The organism is bacterium (genome assembly GCA_040755755.1).
Lineage (GTDB): Bacteria > SZUA-182 > SZUA-182 > DTGQ01 > DTGQ01 > DTGQ01.
The window spans coordinates 86,271-106,896 of sequence record JBFLZW010000006.1; the positions used below are offsets into that span (position 1 = coordinate 86,271).

The 20,626-nt window shown below is 49.9% G+C and carries 15 protein-coding genes and 1 pseudogene; 10 read left to right on the plus strand and 6 right to left on the minus strand.

Translation table 11 applies throughout. The features are described 5' to 3' along the window. Positions 1–24: 24 nt before the first annotated feature. Positions 25–237 carry a hypothetical protein gene (locus AB1611_02705; protein MEW6378501.1) on the minus strand — a complete coding sequence of 71 codons (213 nt, stop codon included), beginning with the start codon at positions 235–237 and terminating at the stop codon, positions 25–27. A gap of 92 nt (positions 238–329) precedes the next feature. On the opposite strand from AB1611_02705, the pseudogene AB1611_02710 reads away from it, so the two are divergent. The 6 genes and pseudogenes from AB1611_02710 to AB1611_02735 all read left to right on the plus strand — a co-directional run bounded on the left by AB1611_02710 (position 330) and on the right by AB1611_02735 (position 9,536). Next, a pseudogene (locus AB1611_02710) lies at positions 330–815 on the plus strand (hypothetical protein). Continuing rightward, positions 806–997, plus strand: coding sequence for a hypothetical protein (locus tag AB1611_02715; GenBank protein MEW6378502.1), 192 nt, complete (start codon positions 806–808; stop codon positions 995–997). Before AB1611_02710 ends, AB1611_02715 begins: the two are co-directional and overlap by 10 nt. Before the next feature lie 471 nt (positions 998–1,468). Further along, entirely contained in the window at positions 1,469–1,990 is a 522-nt protein-coding gene (locus AB1611_02720; protein MEW6378503.1) for a hypothetical protein, read from the plus strand. 225 nt (positions 1,991–2,215) lie between these two features. Then, the gene (locus AB1611_02725; GenBank protein MEW6378504.1) at positions 2,216–4,819 is read left to right on the plus strand and encodes a tetratricopeptide repeat protein; all 2,604 of its coding nucleotides are present in this window, start codon (positions 2,216–2,218) and stop codon (positions 4,817–4,819) included. Positions 4,820–4,919: 100 nt separating this feature from the next. Beyond that, positions 4,920–5,129 (plus strand): hypothetical protein, encoded by a 210-nt coding sequence (locus tag AB1611_02730; GenBank protein MEW6378505.1) that lies wholly within the window; start codon positions 4,920–4,922, stop codon positions 5,127–5,129. A 627-nt stretch (positions 5,130–5,756) separates the two neighbouring features. Continuing rightward, positions 5,757–9,536 carry a hypothetical protein gene (locus AB1611_02735; protein ID MEW6378506.1) on the plus strand — a complete coding sequence of 1,260 codons (3,780 nt, stop codon included), beginning with the start codon at positions 5,757–5,759 and terminating at the stop codon, positions 9,534–9,536. Positions 9,537–10,070: 534 nt separating this feature from the next. On the opposite strand, the gene AB1611_02740 is transcribed toward AB1611_02735, so the two are convergent. Continuing rightward, positions 10,071–11,096 (minus strand): hypothetical protein, encoded by a 1,026-nt coding sequence (locus tag AB1611_02740; protein MEW6378507.1) that lies wholly within the window; start codon positions 11,094–11,096, stop codon positions 10,071–10,073. Positions 11,097–11,561: 465 nt separating this feature from the next. Continuing rightward, positions 11,562–11,777 carry a hypothetical protein gene (locus tag AB1611_02745; protein MEW6378508.1) on the minus strand — a complete coding sequence of 72 codons (216 nt, stop codon included), beginning with the start codon at positions 11,775–11,777 and terminating at the stop codon, positions 11,562–11,564. Positions 11,778–11,971: 194 nt separating this feature from the next. On the opposite strand from AB1611_02745, the gene AB1611_02750 reads away from it, so the two are divergent. Further along, on the plus strand, positions 11,972–12,640 hold the full coding sequence (locus AB1611_02750; GenBank protein MEW6378509.1) for a hypothetical protein: 669 nt from the start codon (positions 11,972–11,974) through the stop codon (positions 12,638–12,640). Positions 12,641–13,110: 470 nt separating this feature from the next. On the opposite strand, the gene AB1611_02755 is transcribed toward AB1611_02750, so the two are convergent. The 3 genes from AB1611_02755 to infB all read right to left on the minus strand — a co-directional run bounded on the left by AB1611_02755 (position 13,111) and on the right by infB (position 16,393). After that, entirely contained in the window at positions 13,111–13,878 is a 768-nt protein-coding gene (locus AB1611_02755) for a ribonuclease H-like domain-containing protein (protein MEW6378510.1), read from the minus strand. 58 nt (positions 13,879–13,936) lie between these two features. Then, a complete protein-coding gene (locus AB1611_02760) occupies positions 13,937–14,482 on the minus strand; it encodes an NUDIX domain-containing protein (GenBank protein ID MEW6378511.1) in 546 nt (181 codons plus the stop codon). Between the two features lie 141 nt (positions 14,483–14,623). Further along, on the minus strand, positions 14,624–16,393 hold the full coding sequence (gene infB, locus AB1611_02765) for a translation initiation factor IF-2 (protein ID MEW6378512.1): 1,770 nt from the start codon (positions 16,391–16,393) through the stop codon (positions 14,624–14,626). A gap of 183 nt (positions 16,394–16,576) precedes the next feature. Here infB and lon point away from each other — a divergent pair, with 183 nt between their 5' ends. The 3 genes from lon (at position 16,577) to AB1611_02780 (ending at position 20,362) form a co-directional block, all read left to right on the plus strand. After that, complete coding sequence (gene lon / locus AB1611_02770) at positions 16,577–18,985, plus strand: endopeptidase La (protein MEW6378513.1); 2,409 nt, start codon at positions 16,577–16,579, stop codon at positions 18,983–18,985. A gap of 5 nt (positions 18,986–18,990) precedes the next feature. Then, positions 18,991–19,245 carry a DUF2283 domain-containing protein gene (locus tag AB1611_02775; protein MEW6378514.1) on the plus strand — a complete coding sequence of 85 codons (255 nt, stop codon included), beginning with the start codon at positions 18,991–18,993 and terminating at the stop codon, positions 19,243–19,245. Positions 19,246–19,558: 313 nt separating this feature from the next. Further along, a complete protein-coding gene (locus tag AB1611_02780; protein MEW6378515.1) occupies positions 19,559–20,362 on the plus strand; it encodes a 2-amino-3,7-dideoxy-D-threo-hept-6-ulosonate synthase in 804 nt (267 codons plus the stop codon). The last annotated feature ends 264 nt before the right edge of the window (positions 20,363–20,626 follow it).

A 20,626-nucleotide genomic window follows, 5' to 3' on the forward strand; every position in this document is an offset into this window, starting at 1 on the left:
CGAAGCCCTATTGACCTGGCCTCTCTACCGCCTCCTCACAACCAGTCGAAACCCGGCCGCTTCAGAAGCAGCATCGGGCAGGAGGCTCCAGCGTCTGGCGGAGCAGCATCCCCGGGCATCAGTTGCCCAGTGGCCGCCGCGCATTACGCGCTCCGTGCCTTCTGGTGGTCCTTTGGGGGTCCGTAGCCGGGCCGTCGGGGTAAGGGGCATACCAGTCCTGGCACCACTCGGCAACATTTCCTCTCCAGGTTCGAGGGTGATCCACTCTGCCTGGTTAAGAGCCGAAAAATAACGGGAAGTATGATACACTAGATGAGGATAAATCAATATGTCAATGGAAAGCACTGCCTCGATGTCTTGGGGCAGCCAGCACGGTGCATGATCGATTCCAGGAGTGGGAGATAGGAGTGGCGGTAGATGGGGCCAATCGAGATGATAAGAAAATGATGCTCCCAACCCTGGAGGCTGATGTTATTGAGCCTCCAAAGCCCACAGAAGATAACCCAAGATATACGGGATATTCTTATAGCCAGGGGATATATTCCTCAATGTGCGGGCTCGGGGGGAAGAATCAAAACAAAAGAGGGAAATCCCCAACTATCGGGCAAGACGATGGGTAGTTGAACGTACTCACTCATGGCTCATGGCTCAATCGCTTTCGGCGATTACTTATCCGTTGGGAGAAAGAAGTTGACAATTATTTGGCTATGGTAGACTTCGCTTGCGCCTGGATCGTCTTCCATGCAGCAGGACTTTTCGGACAGGCTCTAATATTACAACGAGACTTTCAATTAATGAAAGAGGAATGGTCATAATACATCACCCCCACCCAGCCTCCCCCCTCAAGGGGGAGGAGTATGGAGGACATCTTAAGGGGGAGGAGTTAGAAGACGCCTCACTTGCCACAGAGGGGGCTTCCCTGCTGCCGTATGGGCTCCCTGCTGCCAGAGGGACTTCCCTGCTATCGGGAGGGACTTCCCTGCCCCTTGAGGAGTAACTTCAATCCCTCCCCCTTGAGGGGGAGGTTAGGTGGGGGTGAATAAAACCAAGGGAGTCCTCTAACCACTCCTCTTATGTGAAGGGGAAAGGAAAAAGTCTCGTTGTAATACTAAATGCCTGATTACTTATTTAGCGAGAGAACCATTTAGATTACCACAACCAATGAGAGGAACAGAAAAAAAATTTTTAATTGACAGTAATCCCTCAGCGATGTACTCCGTCTTTTAATGCATAGTACTTTTGACATCCACTTCTTCTGCCTCGTGTACTTATTCCGCCACTGGATTGATAATTGGAAAACCACGATGATCACCTGAAATTAAGGGAGGTGAGGATTCTATTTCGTAAATTGGATATTTACAAGCAGTAAATTTTCCTCAGCAGCGGGCTTTTATAAAGCTCATTCAGTAATTATCTTGATTATCCTCAGATGTATGAGAGAATGTTTTATTTTTCAAGGGAGTATGAAATGAATTCAATGAAAAAGAACTGGTTAACCTTTGGTTTGATGATTTTGGTGTTAGTGGCCTTAACGAGTGCAGCTCAAGCCCAATTTTATCCACCTATCGTGCCTCCCTTCTATGGGTATGGCTATAGTCCGGTGCCTCCGGGTTTCGGATATTATCCAGTGCCTTCGTCAGCCACTGTCGTGCCCTATGGATATCGCGGTCCCCACGCTCTGCTCACTACCCTGGCACTCCTGGGCCTTTTGCCAACGACTACAACTACTACCACACTTTTGCCGACGACTACAACCACCAGCACGCTTCTGCCGACCTACACTGTCCCCACTACCACGGTTCCAACCACGACCGTTGGGACCACCACTGCTCTGCTGCTGGGCGGATCGATTTCCCCGACTACTGCTTTGCTGCTGTCTTCTACTACACCTACCACAACCTATCCTACGACGACTTCTACCATTGGGACCACGACAGCTTTACTGCTGGGAGGCACCTCTACGACAACACTGCTGGCCCTGGGTATCTAAGCTCATAAGTAAGTAAATCATAAAAAAGATCTAACGATCATCGTGCTTTTCACATATCGCCTTTTCGGGCATTGAATATTAAACCCGGAAAGGCGAATTTTTTATTTTTTGACTATTATCGGCCGACCTGGAGCCGATCAGAGAAATAGCAGAAAAAAACTATCGTTTCTCCCCGCTGATGTCAGGTTAAAACCGTCAAGATAACAGAAAGGGATAGAAGTGAGCATGAAGATTAATCCTGATCGAGGAGGATCGGCTCCATTTCCGGACTGGAGCAGGCTTATTGTTTTTCCTGTTTTTTTCCTCATGGCAGTCATGGCCGCGGGAGGCATGTCCTGGGCAGCAGGTGCCGATCCGGCGGTCCCCCCGCATCTCAATGTTCTGGTGATTACCATTGATACCTTACGAGCCGATCATCTTGGGTGTTACGGATATCAGGGAGTAAAGACTCCCAATATCGACACCCTGGCCCGGCAGGGAACAGTGTTCCAGCAGAGCTTCACTCCGGTTCCGGTTACCCTTCCCTCTCATGTTTCCATCTTCACCGGAACCTATCCTCCTTTTCATGGGGTCCGCAATAACGGGAATTTTATTCTTGACGCTCAGGCACTCACGCTGGCAGAGGTTCTGGCTGACCAGGGGTATCGGACGGCAGCGTTTATCGGAGCCTATGTCCTGGACTCTTATTACGGATTAGATCAGGGATTTCAATGGTATGATGATGATTTTTCCGAAGGGGCAAGCAATGAGGAGGAATTGTATCAGGAAAAAAACGCCGAGCAGATCACCCGGGAGGCGGTGAAGTGGCTGGAGAACAACGGTCAATCCCGTTTTTTTATCTGGCTTCACTATTTCGATCCCCACTCACCCTACAGTCCGCCATCTCCCTTTCTGGAAGAATACCGCCAAAACCCCTACGATGGGGAAATCGCCTATACCGACCACTGGCTTGGAGTTTTATTCCATAAGCTGCGGGAGCAGAAGCTCGACGACAAGACCCTGATCATTCTCACCTCAGACCATGGTGAAAGCCTGGGAGAGCACAATGAGCTGACTCACGGAGTATTTATTTACGATGCTACCTTGCGGGTGCCTCTGATACTGAAGGGTGGTCCACTTCCTTCCTCCAAAACGGTTTCCTCCCAGGTCCGGACCCTGGACCTTATGCCAACCGTTTTACAGATCCTGGGAATCGACTGTCCAGGTTCAGTGCAGGGGAAGAGTCTGGTGAATTTAATCAATGGCCAGCCGGATAAAGAAGAGCGGGTTTTGTACTGCGAGTCCTATTTGCCGTATTACAATCATGGCTGGAGCCCGCTGGCAGGAATCCGGGCCGGTAATTGGAAATACATCAAGGCCCCGAAACCAGAGCTTTACGATCTTCAGAAAGACGCTGCGGAGAAGCAAAACCGGATCAGGGAGCTTTCGGCCACCCAGGATCAGATGGAAGCAAAGCTTAAGGCAATGCTATCTTCAATAGCCCCCCCCGAAATGAAAGGGGACCGGAAAGCGGAACCACAAGGTGATCATGCGCTCCCTGTGCCGGATCAGGATCGTCTGAAGAAGTTAATGAGCCTGGGATATATTTCCACTGCACCCGCCGGCAAGAAAAAAGATGGCTCTCTGGCTGACCCGAAGGATAAGATCGGGCTTATGGATTATTTAAACCGCGGCATGGGATTTTTGGAGGCCCGGGATCCCAACCAGGCGATCAGGGAGTTCAAAGCTTTGATCAGCCAGGATCCGCAAAATATTTTCGCTCATCTGATACTTGGCTCAACCTATTGTAAAGTTAAACTTTACGATTTGGCTTTAGAGGAGTTCACTACCGTTGCCCGGATGGATGATTCCTATATGGATATCCACAACCGGCTGGCCTCTGTCTATCAGATAAAGGGGATGAGCGACCGGGCTATTGAGGAATACAAGACAGCTATTCAGAAGTATCCCCGATGTGCGGAAAACTATAACCTTCTGGCCACGGTATATCTTGATATCCACCGCTATGATGAGGCTATCGAGCAATTGAAGGAAGGCATCAGACTTAAGCCCGGCTTTATCCGGGCCCATAATAACCTCGGACTGGCCTATGGCAGGAAAAAGAACTACGCTCTGGCCATAGAGGAGTTCCAGACTGCCCTGAAAAGCAGTCCTTCGATTGCTGAAATTTACAATAACCTGGGCTGTGTTTATCTGGAACTGGGTATCCTGCTCAACCAGAAAGAAAATATCCCTCAATTTCCCATCGATCCCCAGGAAATGGAAAAAATTTATCAGAAGATTCCGAATCTGCAGGACCATCCGGCCATAGCCTTTGATCTGGCCAGAGAGTCGTTTGAAAATTCCTTAAAGATTGATCCCCGATTCAAGGATGCCAGAATAAACCTGGGAATAGCTTACCTGAATGCCGGTTCCGGAGACAAGGCCGTAGCTGAGTATAAAAAGATACTGGCCGATGATCCTTCGGATATCCAGTCCCGGTTGAATCTGGCTGTCGTGTATTTGCAGGGGGGGCAGGTTGAGCAGGGGAGGGAAAGCCTTCAGGAAGTCCTCATCCGGGACCCTAACAATATGCCTGCTCATTACTACCTTGGCTCAACCTACATGCAGGCAGGTCAAATTGAAAACGCTCTTGCTGAATACCGCCGGATGGTTCAGATTCAGCCCCGGAATCCTGATGCTCATTTTTATCTGGGAGAGGCCTATCGGGCCAAAGGTCAAACCAGGCAGGCCATTGAAGAGTATCAGCAATCACTGAAAATCAATCCCCTTCACATAAGAGCGCAGCAGAGCCTTTCCGCAGTGACCTTGAAAAATAACTCACCATGAAATTCAAAATCGAATAAATCCTGCCGATATTCCGATAAGTATTGTTATCAAGGGTGAGGTGTGAGTATGTATTAACCAGTCAGGTGGAGGGGGAAAGCTGATGAATACTTTGGAACATTACCAGCATGCGAACTATGCAAACCATACGGTCATGTCCGGGCCGAAAGAGTCAAACCCGATGAATAAAATTGAATTTTCCATTCTGCCCAGAGAAAGGTTAGTGAGCGATATCGAGAAGCGGATGATGGCTGTCGAAAAGATGTTGTACAGGCTGGATAATGAGCCACCTGATGAGAGAGTCACACCGTAATCGGGACCCCAGGCGGTTCCTTTGCCTGCGTCTCTTTGCCGGTATTTTCATTTCCCTTCGATGAGGAGAGCAGGAATCCCCCGGTGGAGAGTCTTGTCACCACTTTATCTTTATTTTATAATTAGCCGATGTAAGAATTTGACAATCGCCACACTTGTTTACTATACTATAAATATAGCTGCCTATATAGATAGCTTATTCTGTTTATGTGTCCATGCCTTTCCTTTTTGAACTTGGAAGAGCTCTTCCTGGCGAGAACACGGGAGAGCGATTTTTTTTCAATTCTGCAGATACGTAATTACTCAGGTAGATAGACTGCAGGTATTTGACTTGCAGAAAACCATTGAGAAAAACAGAAGCCGGAATGCAGGGAAAATGCTTTTATTCTGATTCCTGATTTCTGACTCCTGACTCCTGAATTCTCAAGAATGCAGTTTCACCAACTTGCGTAATTATGCGGATAAAATTTTACCTCATACTTGATGTGAGGAGGTATAATCCCCGGCTTTTCGACAGCCAAAAAAGAACAACTTATTTATGAGGTTAGTGAGGTTTACTATGGTTAAAACAAGCAAAACGAAACAAAAATTACCCTTATTCCAAGTAAACGCGGCCTGCTTCTTTTTCATGTCATTTATCATACTTTCCACTATCTTACCTTCGGCAACTCCATCTCTTGCCAATCCCCTTTGCACTATACATCAGAGCAGCTCCCGAGGACCACAGGTCAACTGTACCTATTGCCATGCTGATCCCTATCCAGGATATCTCAATGACGGACTGCTCCTGGACGACACCACCGTCTGCGATCAATGCCACAGCCCGACAGGGCAATTTAACGGGACGGGGAGCGCCAAGGACAACTGGCAGGACGGGGGGGTGTATAACGGCAATCAATTAAAGCCGGGCAGGGAAAAATGGTGTGTCAACTGTCATGATGACGGAGCTTGTACGATCAATGGTGTTCCTGCACCCAATATTGCAGGTCTATCCATGAGCGGAGACTGGCAAAATTCGGCCACCATAGTGTATCCGACTGGCCCGGATGCGGGGAAAATCCTGGACGGGGACCCTGAAACCGGTATCAACAGCGGGGTAATTATCTTTGATCTGGGTGATCCTGCCGTCGTTTCTCATGTCAGGCTTTATACCGCTGCTGGGGAGTCGGCCCAATGGGAACTCTGGGGAGGAAACGATCTCAACACCTGGAGCAGAGTATTGCTTGGACCATCAGTGATTTATGCCGCACCGGTCTGGCTGACAGAGCTTGCAGGTGAATGGAATGAAATCAGGCTGGATAAATTTATCCCGGTTCGGTACCTCAAACTGGTCAAGGCGAGTGCGTGGCCGCTCAGTGGAAATTACCTGCGCGAATTTGAATACAAAAAGGACTTGCAATATGGCTACTACGTTACCGGCCATAAGATCGAATGCGATAACTGCCACGATCTGGCCAGCGTCCACATCGATGGTGAGAGCAGGACCTACAGTGCCAGTGCCAGTCCCAACAACTACCAGGCAGGCTACCGCCTGAAGGACGTGGAGGTGGATGGAGAGATGAAGCCTCCGCTCGAGATTCCCCGGATAGGGTGCAACAGTGGGACAAATCCCAAAACCAGCAATGACTTTGCTCTCTGCTTCGCCTGCCATAATAAATATAAGCTCCTGGGTGATGCCTATGGAGCGGACCAATTTATGCAGGATCCCCTGGCTACGAATTTCCGCAATGACGATCATGTCGATGAAAACCTGAAGGTGAAAAACGAGCACCTTCGCCATCTCCAGGGAAGGGGCTACTGCGGTAACAGTAAGGACTGGGACTCTGACTGGGATGGTACCGGAGATTCACCTCAGAGCTGCACGGCCTGTCACAATGTTCACGGTTCTCCCTCTCCGGCCATGATCAGGCATGGAGAACTGGCCAGTACACCGGGCACTGCCAACAAATCTCCCCTGCTGAACTTTCAGTATCTCAAGAGAGGTGTGGAAGGAGATGTAACTGATTCGAGCCTGATGAGCGTTTCTGAAAGCGCTGGCGGACAGACCCAGTTCAGGGGATCGGGGCCAGGGACGATAGGGAAAAATCAGATGTGCAACATGTGTCATAATGATAAAATAACCTATCACCGTGAGCCGGTAACTTCACCCATCGCCCAGTGTCTGGACTGCCACACCACTGCGAGCGTAGCTGCAATCAATCCAAGTCATGCCACTCACCTGTCGGTGGATCCCCGTGGCCCGACCATTAGCTGCAAGATCTGCCATAGTGATTGCAGCCAAGGCAGCCCTCATCTGAAATTGATGGCTGATGGTAAATCATTACCAGAGACTACGGCCTGCGATATCTGTCATAGCAAGGACGGTGTCTTTGACGGAGTGAACGATCAGGTGATCGGTGCTAAAATTAATTGGCAGGATGGAGTATACCAGAAGCCGGAACGCCTTGATCTGAAGCAAGGTCTGGAAAACTGGTGCGCCACTTGTCATGATGCGGGGACTTCACTCTGCAGCGAAGTATCGGCCCCGAACGTCATGGGGGATAACGCTACCTATGGTTATAATATCAATGGCCACAAAATCGCCTGCTCGGCCTGTCACGACCTGACCCTGGCCCACATTGATGCTGATGCCCGGACGTATTCGAAAAATTCCAATCCCCTGGATACCAGCGATCCTCATAATTACCAGAATGGATATCGGTTGAAACACCGGATGATTATCCCTCTGACTATCGGCAACCAGGGATCCGATGTCAGGGCAAGGTTTGCCCTCTGCTTTGAATGCCACGATTATGATAAAATCATGGATAGCAGCGCTCCGTATCAGACCAATTTCCAGGATGATGATGTCAACCGGCATCTTTACCATTTAAACGCCGGAAGAACAGCCTGGGATTCCGACTGGAATTACCTGCAGACGGACGATGAGCCTTTAGACTCCCGCCTGAGTTGTCCCGCCTGCCATAACGTACACGGTGCTCCCAATCCGGCCATGATTCGGCATGGTGAGTTAATCAGTACTCCCGGAACCCAGGATAAGGTGCCGGCTTTGGATTTTCGCTGGTACAAAGAGGATGGGTTTACTCTGACCGTACTTGGTGAGGAGAGCCGCTATGGAGATATGCCGCCGCTTGGTGGAGCGGGAGAAGGATCCTTTGAGGATAACAGAGTATGCATTGGCTGTCATAGTGGCGGTAATCTTATCAAATATGACCGGGTCTATCAGCATATAACCATGCCTCAAGGTACCTGGGCCAAACCTCCGCTGCCCCCATCGGTGCGAATCCTGAATCCGGTTTCAGGCAGCGAGGATGTGGCCGTAGATGGCAATTTGAGTTTTCTGCTTCTCTCAAACGGCCAGAATGCACTTGAGCTGGGCACCTTCTCGGTTTCCATTGAGGGGTCAATCTCCTATGACCAGAATTATCATTATGGCGATAGCGAACTTGAAGTTACCTCTCTTCCGTGGAGACCTCTGGATTATCAGGTGACAGTCTTCCCCTCGGCTAATTTCGGTGATCAGGAAAGAATCACGGTGACTATTTCTGTCCAGGATAGTGCAGGCCACCGATTGACTTCTCCTGCCTGGTCCTTTATAACCAGCGGTTCCATTCCCGTGATCTGGAAGACTCCTCAGGCAGTGCGTACCGCAACCTTCTTCTATCCGGAACGCCTGATCGATGATCAGCTGGAGACCGGAAATCCCTTTGCCGGGGGTGCTGCTCACTCAGTAGTTTTCGATTTGGGACAAAGCTATGAAGTAAGCTGGATTCGCCTACTGCTTCCTTCTCCTGAGTCTCGCAGGTGGACAATATGGGTGAGTGACGATCCGGAAAATTTCGGGACTGCCGTGAAATCGAACTGGATAGCTCAGCCATCCTGGATTACGGTAGATAATACCGAGGCAACCTTTACGCCTGATTCTGATACCTGGCCTTCCTCGACCGCACCGGCCGGCTATATCGGAACCGATTATCAAACCTGCGCAACCTCAGCCAGTGGTGATACAGCCACCTGCACCTGGACCCCGCAGATTCCTGCGGAAGGGGATTACCTGGTTTATGCCCTCTGTATCAGCAGTGCCGACAGGGCTCCGGATGCGGTTTACACCATCAATTATGATGGCGGATCACAGTCAGTAACTGTAAACCAGCAGGGAGATGGAAAAGTGTGGAACTTTCTGGGTACCTATCATTTTGCTCAAGGAGATTCCGGCAGTATTATCCTGGGCAATGGATCCTCTTCTGACGGCTTCTTTGTAGTAGCGGATGCTATTCGGCTCGTTCCGGTGCCGGCATGGGTTCAAACTTCCGTCACTCCGAAAACAGGAAGGTATCTTAAGCTCTATACGGATATGGGGCCTTTATCTGAAGATACTATCAAGGAGGTTGACTTCGGCGGGAATTGATCAGCCGGTATAATTGATTATTCTGCCTTACCCTATCCATCTCCCCCAAAGGGGGAGATGGATAGGCATTAACTTGACAATGGTAAATTAGCCAGCTTGCCTTAACCATACTGAACCACCTTAATAAGGTGAGCATCTTTTCTCCTGACGCCACTCACCCCAACCCTCTCCCCGGAGGGGCAAGGGAGAAAAACGCTGCCCCGAATTCTGGGCATGAACTCCGCTATCCCTTAATAGCATTGTATCCCCAAAGGGACGAGGGGGAAAAACGTTGCCCTTGCTCAGGCTCAATCCCCTGAGCCCAATGCAATGGGTGGAACTGGTTAATACGCAGGGAGTCTGTCATTTCGGAAGGGAAAACTAAAAGGGCCTTGTCTTTCGGCTTGTCATAAGCCTGTGAAGAGCAAGGCCCTTTGCTGAAATCAGGGGAATAAGGGGGGGATGGGAAAATTCCCCTGATTTTCATTTTATGATAGCTTACAGAACCTCATATCCATCCGGAGATCATTTCGGTTCCCCCCATACCGATTCCGGCTAGATTATTCCTAATCCCAGTAACGACAGGCTGGATAAGCCAGCCCCAGCCAACCCAAGGCCGCCAAGGCCACCCATGGCCAGTCCGGCCAGGGGATCCATGGCTATCCCGGCGGTCAGGGGATCTAATCCGTACAGTCCACCGTATAAGCCTAATCCACCTAATCCAGCACCATACAGTCCCAGTCCGCCCAGGGCTGGGATTCCAGCTAATCCGCCTAATGCGGCACCATACAGTCCCAGTCCGCCCAATCCATACATTCCAGCGCCATACAATCCACCCAAGCCGTAGAGTCCAGCGCCGTACATTCCACCATAGAGTCCGGCTGTTCCGTAGAGGCTGCCGCCATAGAGTCCGCCATAAAGGCCGCTGCCATACACTCCGCCATAAACGCCCATCCCGCCGCCATAACCAGCATATCCACCGCTTGTGTAGGTGCTGTAGCCGTATCCACTGCCGTAGGGGGAGTATCCGCCGTATGAGCCATAGCTGCTGCCATAGGGGGAATAACCATAACTGCTGCCATAAGGAGAATAGCTGCCGTAGGTGCCGTATGTACTATAGGGAGAATAGCTGCCGTAGGGGGAGTATCCGCCATATGAGCCATAGCTGCCATAAGGGGAGTAACCATAGCTACTTCCATAGGGAGAATAGCTGCCATAGGTGCCGTATGTACTGTAGGGAGAATAGCTGCCATAGGTGCCGTATGTACTGTAGGGAGAATAGCTGCCATAGGTGCCGTATGTGCTGTAGGGAGAATAGCTGCCGTAGGTGCCGTATGTGCTGTAGGGAGAATAGCTGCCGTAGGTGCCGTATGTACTGTAGGGAGAATAGCTGCCATAGGTGCCGTATGTACTGTAGGGAGAATAGCTGCCATAGGTGCTATAGCTGCTGGAATAAGGATAACTACTATACGTGGAGTAGTCGTACTGAGCCCGGGAAGAGGGAATAAAAACTATGAAATTCAGTATTAAAAGTAATGTCCAAAAACCTGGAAAGGTTAGATAGCAAGCTCTTCTCTTCATTATTTCCATGCTCCTTATAATTAGGTAAAACAAACGGTCTTGAGTTCCAGTAACCAGAATACTCCCATCTCAGCGTACAACTTATTTATTCATTCACCCCCCTTGTCCCCTATCCTGCACAGACTCACGCATACAGTGATCCAGCAGGTTCGCCCTCAAAGTCACTTTTTTTGCGATATCTGAAGAAGGCAGCAAAAAGAATGCCATAGAGCTTGGACCCTCATGTTATCCAGGATTTGTGGCAGGACAGGGCAGGTAAGGCTTATGTACATCCTTAAGTAGAATCTTTTCAAGAAATGGGATCGTAATATTTCAAGTTCCCTGGAATACTTTGGACTGAAAGTCCCTCCATTGACGCTGGCTTGCAGGAAATCATACAAAATATACTTTAATCATAAACCCTATGTCATTATTATCCACTTTTTGAGAGTTGACATACCCTAATTCAGGGGGGACACATTTTTCCTAACCAGCTATTTTTTCTCCGGAAAGACGGATCAGCCCGGAAAAGAAAATTTTTTCCGGATCTGGTGAAATATTTGCATAAAACTCCAGGGTAGAATGGAGAAGCTTTTTCAGCAGAGATATCTGTTTATTGTTTTGGTAAAGTAAATCATGACTGGTAAGAAACCTTGTCATAACTATAAGCTTTAATGCAGCCTCTGGAGAGTTTTTTGACACTACCAGAGATATTTTATCAGCAGAGGAGGTGGATAAAACCAGCGATTTTACTCGAGTTTTCAGGTTTTAGGGATCGTTTTAGGGACTATGTGGATTAATATTCGCTTTCTTGAGGTAGAAATATGAAGAGGGAGTTCTTGAATCTTTGTAAGGTGAGTTTGGTTCTTATCCTTTCTGTAATGTTACTTTCAGTTATGAGTGTCAGACAAGCCCATAGTTATTATGGAGGGCTGTATGGAGGGCTGTATGGTGGACTATACGGCGGTCTGTATGGCGGTCTGTATGGCGGTCTGGGTGGTCTGTACGGCCTGAGCAGCCTTTATGGCGGCCTCTATGGCATGTACGGCGGCCTCTACGGATTGTACGGTGGAGGCCTGTATGGGCTGTATGGCGCTTATAGCCCCTTTAGTCTCCAGAATATGTATTTCCCGATTCAAACCGGAACGGGCTTGACCTATCAGGTACCTTTCCTCCAGATCGCTCCGCTTCTTGGAATTGCGGGATTGTATAACAGCCTGTTTCCCAATTTGTTTGGTTCTTCCTCTTCTGGTTATGGGAGAGCTTCTCAGCAGGTTATCGCCGCTCTGTATACTGCTCTGACTACTGATCCGGTTCTGGGGCCGGTCCTCTTGGCTGATACAGTTACCTTGAATATTCTGGCCGCTGATGCCGTTCTGGCTGCAGTTGTCGCCGGAGACCCGTTATGGCTGTCTTTCCACGGCTGGCAGGTATTACCACCGAATATTGTCCCTGCACAGCCTCTCTTGCTTTCAAAGATGGCGGTATCCTGTACTCAGTGTCATTCCAATGTAAACAGCGGCACTTTGTTAGCTGTTGTTCCACTGCCGACTCAGTTGATATAATGTGGAGGGTTTGAGAAAAGCACCATCTGGATTACCCTGATTAACGTCTGGTTATTTGATTGCAGAGGAATTTCCATATTTCCATCGATGCAGGTTTCCAGGCGGTCTAAAAGCCCCCTCAGCCCTGCCTCTCCCCCCACAGGGGGCGAGGGGGCAGGGTGAGGGGATATCTTTTGAGATCGAGGTGACCTATTATTTCTGTATCGGATGAGGAAAATTATAGCCGGCTTGACAGGCACGCCCGCAGGTTAAAAATATCAGAGAGAGGGTAGTGTCAGAAGTATCTCTTGCTCCCCTGGGAGAAGAGTCAAGGGGTGTGTTGAGAGAGAGATGGGCAGCCTTATGGTTATGGTAGGCCAGATAAAGGTGATTGCTAGGTTTTCACTTTCAATCCCAGGTGATGGGAATGAGAGCCAGGCTCCTGCCTGATTGGGTCCGAGCCCGGAGAGACCCGGAGACGCCGGAGACCACTACGGCTCTCGGCAGGCATCGGGCAGGCAGGCAACTGTGGCGCTTTCTGTGGCGCCTTCAGGCTCCAGAGGAAGGCTGTGGACATGCTCGGAGAATATCTTTCTGAACATCAGTTCATACGATTTTTCCATCAGGTGTTGCAGGTTTTGGGTGTCATGGGTATTGTATTGCAGCAGAGTGGAAAGAGCCTGCCGGTTACCCTTCTGATACTGTTTCCAGAGCAGGACCGCATCGTAGCCGGTAAGTCCTCTGACCTCATCCGGCCGGATGATGCCAAACTCTTTTTCGATCCCTTTCAGCCCTCCGGTAAAACCCAGGCGCTTGAGGAAAAACCGCAGATCAACATGGACATGAGGGAAGTTCATCTGAAGTTGCCGCCGGAGAACCGGAAGGTCGAAACAAACTCCATTATAGGTGATAACCAGGTCGTAATTGGCAATCTCCTTTCGAAAAGCTTCCATGTTGTGCCCATTGATAAAGCTCTTCATCTGGTTCTTCCCGTAGAGACCAATTACCGTTACCTCATGAGAGGAATTGACATAGATGGATTCGATATCAAGGCAGGCGGCCCGATCGCGAAAGTGGTAAAAGAGTCTCCATAATTCCCGTGAGGGGAGAAGCTTTTTAAAAAAGTAGATATTATTCTGATTTTGCCTGGATCTTTCGATGTATTTTACCATGGTGCGGTATCTGCGTCCGACCAGTTGTTGACTTGCCGGTGATTTCAGAAAATCATCCCAGGTAAGAATATTGTTACGCCACAGCATTTGCTCTATTCGGTCCCCAACGCCCGGGATGTGTAAAAATGTATGAAAGAGCATCTTCTCATTCCTTCTTCCTTGATCGGTTATTCAGCTTTTTCCAGGTAAGGTACCTGTGCAGTTCTTCTCTCAGGTTGGGAGTAAAAATATCAGTATCAATCTGTGACAGCAGATGATCCAGATCCCAAAACCGCGCTTCCGCTATTTCGTCCGCATTGGAGAAGATCGGTCCGTTAAAACAGCAGGTGAAGGTTTTCACCATTTCCGTTTCGACGGATGTTCGAAAGAGGTAATCATACAGGTAGTGAATCGGGACATTTCTGATGGATAACTCCTCTTCCATTTCCCGGCAGGCTGCTTGTTCGAATGTTTCGCCAGCAGCCAGATGACCGCCTACCGAAGTGTCCCATTTGCCAGGTTGAATATCTTTGCTCAAGGCTCTCTTTTGCAGCAGGATTTGGCCTGCATCGTTAAAGACCAGAACATGAATCACCCGGTGAATCAGGTCAGGATTGCCATGACAGACGGACCGCGGAGCCGTGCCCACAATTTCCCCCTTCTGGTTCACGACCTCAAAGTATTCTTCGATCTCTTTGTCCGTCCTGGCCAAAAATGGTCTCCTTGAGAATTCAGGAGTCAGAATAAAGGCTATCAGATGTTGCCCATGTTCCTTTGAAAGGCTGTCTTTCTCCCCATTTCTGACTTCTGACTCCTGACTCCTGATTTAACTATTATATGGCATCGGGCGGCTTTATTCAATAGAAAGTTCACTTGCTATCTCACCGGGAATCTCCTGCCGGGTAAAAACTTCAACCTGGTCCCTGACCTGATAGCGGGTAAATCCCCTGGACAGAATCATGCCACAGGTTTCCCCCTGGCCGATTTCATCCACGAACTGATCGTAATGTTTCAGGGATATGATATCACCGGTGTGGAGGATGATTCCCCGGCGAATTATTCTGGCCTGGGAGCCCTTGACAAATTTTCCTTCCTGAACAAGGCAACCGGCCACGACACCCACCCGGGCAATATGGAAAACCTTGATCACCTCACCCCGGCCAATTATCTGTTCACGGTAGCGGGGAACGACTACCCCTTGAGCGAGCCTGCCGACTTCGCCGATCAGGTCATAGATGACGCTGAACAGCCGGATATCGACTCTTTCCTGCTGGGCGAGCAATTCGGCCTTGCTGTCAGGCTTGACATTGAAGCCGATGATGGGTCCGTGACCCGCAGAAGCCAAAAGCACATCCGACTCGCTGATTGCTCCCACACCACTGTACGCTATGGTAATTCGCGCCCCTGGAATGGCCAGATTCTGCAGGGATTGAATGATGGGCTGTAAAGACCCGAAGACATCCACCTTCAGAACAATGGGCAGGGCCGGAATGGTCTCTTTGCGGATTTCCTGCTGCATTTCCTGGATGGTAGCCGGTCTTGGCCTTTGCTTCTCCGCCTCCTGTTCCTGCCTGCTGAGCAGGTCAGCCAGTTTCCTGGCCTCTTTTTCTCCGGAGATAACCAGAAAAGGGTCTCCGGCTTTTGGGACCTGGGAAAAGTAAGAAACCTGCACCGGGGTCGAAGGACCGGCCGTGTCCACCCTCATGCCCCATTCGTTCATCATCAGTCTCACCCGTCCGGAGGTCTGGCCGCACAGGAAAAAATCCCGTATCCGCAAGGTTCCATCCTGAACCAATACTGTAGCTGTCGGACCAAGCTGCGGATCAATCTGGCTTTCCAGAACTGTTCCCCGGGCCGGTCTTTTCGGATCGGCCTTAAGCTCCATGATCTCGGACAGCAGTAAAATCATTTCGAGCAGATGATCCAGGTTCTTGTGGTGCTTGGCGGAAATGTCTACAGTGATGGTCTCTCCCTGCCACTCTTCGGGGATCAATCCGTGTTTGGCCAATTCCTCCCGGACCCGGAGCGGGTTTGCCTGCGGCTTATCGATTTTGTTGACAGCCACAAGAATCGGGACCCGGGCCGCCTGGGCATGCTGAATGGCCTCGACGGTTTGAGGTTTGACACCCTCATCCGCTGCCACAACCAGAACCACGATGTCGGTAACCTGTGCACCTCTGGCCCTCATGGCCGCAAATGCCTCATGCCCCGGTGTGTCCAGAAAGACGATATCTCCTCCCGGCGTATGGATCCTGTAGGCCCCGATGTGCTGGGTTATGGCTCCCGGTTCCTGACCTGCCAGATTGGTATGCCGGATGGCATCGAGGAGAACGGTCTTGCCATGGTCCACATGACCCATGACCGTTACGACCGGCGGACGTGCCTGGACCTGGAGTTTTTTTTCCGGCTCTATGGATAGGATATCCTTTCTGCCCTGAATCAGTACCCTGACCTTGAAACCCTCCTGTTCGGCAATCCAGATGGCCTGGTCCACTTTCATGCCGTCCCCGGCACTGACGCTTTTCCCCATGCTCCGCAAAGAGCTTTCGATTTCTTCCGGTGTCTTGTGAATCGCTTTCGACAACTGCCGGATAGGTATTGATGGTTCGAGGTCGATTCTCATAACTTTCCCCATATCTTTCTCAAAAAAACTGCACCTTGATTCTTATTCGTCCTTTCTCCGGGAAGTTCAGGAGAAGAAAAAGGCGGGTTTTTTTCTTGCCATTGTATCTAAGACTATGTTATAAATTCAGTTTTAATACTGGTTATTTTAATGGATAAAGATAGGGAGATTTTTGCTATAATTATGGGAAGTGAAAATCATAATATATTGGAACCGCAGATGGAGCAGGAAGAAAAACAGATCAGCCTGACTTCAGAGGTTTTGCCGGAAAGCCTGGCTATCATTCCGATCAATGACCGTCCGATATTTCCGGGGATCGTTATACCCATAATCATTGAAAACGACACGCTGAAAAATGCCATTGAAACCGTTCATCAGTCCTCTCATAAAACTGTGGGCCTGTTCCTGACCAGAGGGGAGGAAGAGGAAAAGGAGACCTACAACCTGGAGGACATTTATCAGGTTGGCGTGGCGGCTAAAATTCTCAAGCTTATTCCTACGGAAACTAATGAATTGCATGTGCTTATCTCTTCCCAGGAAAGGATCCGGCTGCAGGAGATCGTGACCCAGCATCCCTATCCGATCGGGAAAGTGGAATACCACCACGAAGCCAGGTTCTCGATGAATGAAGAGCTGAAGGCCTATTCAATGGCTATCGTATCCTCCATCAAGGAACTTTTGAAGCTCAATCCCCTGTTTAAAGAAGAGCTGAAAATATTTCTGACCCGCTCCACCCTGGAAGAGCCGGGTAAACTGGCGGATTTTGCAGCCTCTCTGACCACAGCCGACCGGGAACAGCTTCAGGATATCCTGGAGACCATCAAGGTCAGAGACCGGATCGACAAGGTGCTGCTGCTCCTTCGCAAAGAGCTCGATGTCACCAAACTCCAGGCCAAGATTACCAAGCAGATCGAGGACAAAATCTCAAAGCATCAGCGGACCTTCTTCCTCAAGGAGCAACTGCGGGCCATTCAGAAGGAACTGGGGATCATCAAGGACGAGCGGGCTGCGGCTGCCGAGCGGTTCATCAAGCGACTGAAAAAGTTAAAGCTCAGCCCTGAAGCGATGAAGGTTGTCGATGAGGAGCTGGAAAAGGTTTCGCTTCTGGAGCCTGCTTCCCCGGAGTATCATGTTTCCTACAATTATCTGGAATGGCTGACCTCTCTGCCGTGGGGAAAGCAGTCGAAAGACAATTATGACCAGGAAGCGGCTAAAAAGATCCTTGACCAGGACCACTATGGTCTTACGGACGTCAAGGAAAGGATCCTCGAATTCATCAGCGTCGGAAAGCTCCGAAAGAGCATAACCGGCTCCATCATCTGCCTCATTGGCCCGCCGGGGGTAGGCAAAACCTCGCTCGGCAAATCCATTGCCCGGACCCTGGGCAGGAAGTTTTACCGCTTCTCCCTGGGCGGCATGCGGGATGAGGCGGAAATCAAAGGCCACAGGCGCACCTATATCGGAGCCATGCCGGGGAAATTTATCCAGAGCCTCAAGGTTGTCCAGACTTCCAATCCGGTTATCATGCTGGATGAAATTGACAAGGTGGGGAAAAGCTTTCAGGGTGATCCTGCCTCCGCCCTTCTGGAAGTCCTCGACCCTGAGCAAAATGTGGAATTTCTCGACCACTTTCTCGATGTCCGGTTCGACCTGTCCAATATCCTCTTTATCGCTACCGCCAATCAGCCGGACACCATTCCCGCTCCTCTGCTCGACCGGATGGAAATCATGCGGCTTTCCGGATATGTGCTGGAAGAGAAAATCGAGATTGCCAAACGGTTTCTCATTCCCAAGCAGATCAAAAACCACGGCCTGAGCCGCAAGAGACTGATCATTCATGAGGATGCTCTCCGGCAGATGATCGACCAGTATGCCCGTGAGGCTGGCGTGCGGAGCCTGGAAAATCAGATCAAGAAAATCTGCCGCAAGGCTGCCCGGCTTATTGTCAGCGGAGAGAAAAAAACCGTGGTCATTACTCCGCAGAATCTGAATCATTATCTGGGTATACCCCTCTTTGCCAGGGAGGAAATCAGCAAGGAGAGAATGCCCGGACTGGCTACCGGCCTGGCATGGACCGAGACCGGAGGAGCTATTCTGTCGATCGAGGCTGCGGGTATTTTCTCCCGGCGAAAAGGATTCAAACAGACAGGGCAATTGGGTGAGGTCATGGTCGAATCTTCCGAAATCGCCTATAGTTATATCATGTCTGCCCTGCCAAGGTATCAGGCCAACCCGAAATATTTCGACCAGCACTTTGTCCACCTTCACGTTCCGGCAGGCGCTACGCCCAAAGACGGCCCTTCTGCCGGAATAACCATGGCCACCGCTCTTCTTTCCCTGGTGCTGGAAAAACCGGTCTCGCCGGAGATAGCCATGACCGGAGAGATCACTCTCACCGGCCAGGTCCTGCCCATTGGCGGAGTAAAAGAGAAGACCATCGCCGCCCGCAGGGCGAATATCAGGGAATTGATCCTCCCCTGGGAAAATAAAAAAGACTTCGATGAGCTTGCCGACTATATCAAGGAAGGACTGATCGTTCACTATGTCAAAAAGTATGACGAGGTCTATCAGTTGTTGTTTCTGAACGGATAGGAGAGTTGCGAGCAATAGGCGAAGTAACGTCCATGAACGATCTTACGGTCTTTTATGATGAAAAAGAGGATATACTCTATCTTGCCAAAGAGGGACGAGAGGAAGAGATTGGAGAAATTTCACCCGGAGTAAATGTTGAACTTGACAGCTCAGGCAATCTCATAGGAATAGAAATTTTCCAGGCATCAACTTTATTCAAGGATGTAATAAAACTGATGGAGAGAAGGCTTCAGGCTGCCTCGGATATCAACCTTAAGTAGAGGCCGTACTTAAGCCCTTCTCCAATCTCTGAATGAGGTGATCCAATGAAGCCATTAAGCTATAGAGTTCTCCTGAGAAAAGAACATGAGGGAGGCTACACGGTTATAGTTCCTTCTCTTCCTGGATGTGTCACCTTCGGCGATGATAGAGGAGGGGATCGAGATGGCCAGGGAAGCTATCCAGTTGTATATCGATAGCCTCAAAGAACATAGGGAAGAGATTCCAATAGAAGAAAAAACTCTGGAATAGCGACTAACCGTTGTTGTCAAGGTAAGCAACATTGTTCAGTGGAGAAACAGAAAGGAAAAAGCCATGCTGGGTATAGGGAAAAACATCCGACTGGAGAGAATTATCGATCGAAACACGAATCGGACCGTTATCGTGCCCATGGATCATGGAGTGACCCTTGGCCCGATCAAGGGGCTCGTTGATATGCGGGATATGGTCAATGAGATTGCCGAGGGAGGAGCCAATGCCGTACTGGGGCACATCGGGCTTCCCCGCCATGGCCATCGCAAGCACGGGAGGGACCTTGGTCTCATTCTTCATCTTTCGGGAAGTACCGTCTGGGCGCCGGACCCGAATGCCAAGGTTTTGGTTAATACCGTGGAGATGGCCTTGCGGATCGGAGCTGATGCGGTATCCGTTCATATTAATATCGGAGCTGAAAGCGAATCACAAATGCTTCAGGACCTTGGCGAAGTGTCGGTAAAATGTCTGGAATGGGGCATGCCTCTTCTGGCCATGATGTATACCCGGGGTGAAAAGTTCCAGGAAGAAAGCTCCGTCGAGGGCGTAAAGCATGCTGCCCGGATTGCAGCCGAACTCGGGGCCGATCTTGTCAAGGTAAGTTATACGGGCTCGAAAGAAACTTTCCGGGAAGTTGTTGAAGGGTGCCCCATTCCGGTCCTGATTGCCGGGGGCGAAAAGACCAAAAACGAACAGGAAATCCTCCAGATTATCAAAGATGCCCTGGATGCTGGCGGATCAGGGGTTTCGATTGGCCGCAATATCTTCCAGCATGAAAAGAAGCAGGCTATGGTCAGAGCAATCTGCAAAATGGTTCATGAGAATATTTCTGTTAATGAAGCCCTGGAGATTCTTGCCAGAGAGTAATGAAGAAGTTCCGGGTGAAGAGAAAAAGCTCCGCCCATGCTGGCCGTGCCAGTTAGCCAGGACCTGGTTAAGCCGGTCAAGGGCGGGGCACGGTGCTCCATCCTGCAAATGATCTCTGCCGGATTCGCCTTCATGGAAGCGATTCTCAACAAGGATGCAGTCTGAAGCTTCTGTCGTTTTATAGGTAATCTTGAACTTTTCGGCAAACCCAAACCTATCAATCAGATTTTACCTGCATCTGTAGGTGTAGGCATTTCACGTCAT

What these genes read in the sequence shown, in the direction of transcription:
- AB1611_02750 (MEW6378509.1), top strand. Translation starts at nt 11,972, where the DNA reads ATGAGTGTCAGACAAGCCCATAGTTATTATGGAGGGCTGTATGGAGGG.
- AB1611_02715 (MEW6378502.1), top strand. Translation starts at nt 806, where the DNA reads ATGGTCATAATACATCACCCCCACCCAGCCTCCCCCCTCAAGGGGGAG.
- AB1611_02705 (MEW6378501.1), bottom strand. Translation starts at nt 237, where the DNA reads ATGTTGCCGAGTGGTGCCAGGACTGGTATGCCCCTTACCCCGACGGCC.
- lon (MEW6378513.1), top strand. Translation starts at nt 16,577, where the DNA reads ATGGGAAGTGAAAATCATAATATATTGGAACCGCAGATGGAGCAGGAA.
- AB1611_02720 (MEW6378503.1), top strand. Translation starts at nt 1,469, where the DNA reads ATGAATTCAATGAAAAAGAACTGGTTAACCTTTGGTTTGATGATTTTG.
- AB1611_02730 (MEW6378505.1), top strand. Translation starts at nt 4,920, where the DNA reads ATGAATACTTTGGAACATTACCAGCATGCGAACTATGCAAACCATACG.
- AB1611_02740 (MEW6378507.1), bottom strand. Translation starts at nt 11,096, where the DNA reads ATGAAGAGAAGAGCTTGCTATCTAACCTTTCCAGGTTTTTGGACATTA.
- AB1611_02735 (MEW6378506.1), top strand. Translation starts at nt 5,757, where the DNA reads ATGTCATTTATCATACTTTCCACTATCTTACCTTCGGCAACTCCATCT.
- AB1611_02780 (MEW6378515.1), top strand. Translation starts at nt 19,559, where the DNA reads ATGCTGGGTATAGGGAAAAACATCCGACTGGAGAGAATTATCGATCGA.
- AB1611_02755 (MEW6378510.1), bottom strand. Translation starts at nt 13,878, where the DNA reads ATGCTGTGGCGTAACAATATTCTTACCTGGGATGATTTTCTGAAATCA.
- AB1611_02725 (MEW6378504.1), top strand. Translation starts at nt 2,216, where the DNA reads ATGAAGATTAATCCTGATCGAGGAGGATCGGCTCCATTTCCGGACTGG.
- infB (MEW6378512.1), bottom strand. Translation starts at nt 16,393, where the DNA reads ATGAGAATCGACCTCGAACCATCAATACCTATCCGGCAGTTGTCGAAA.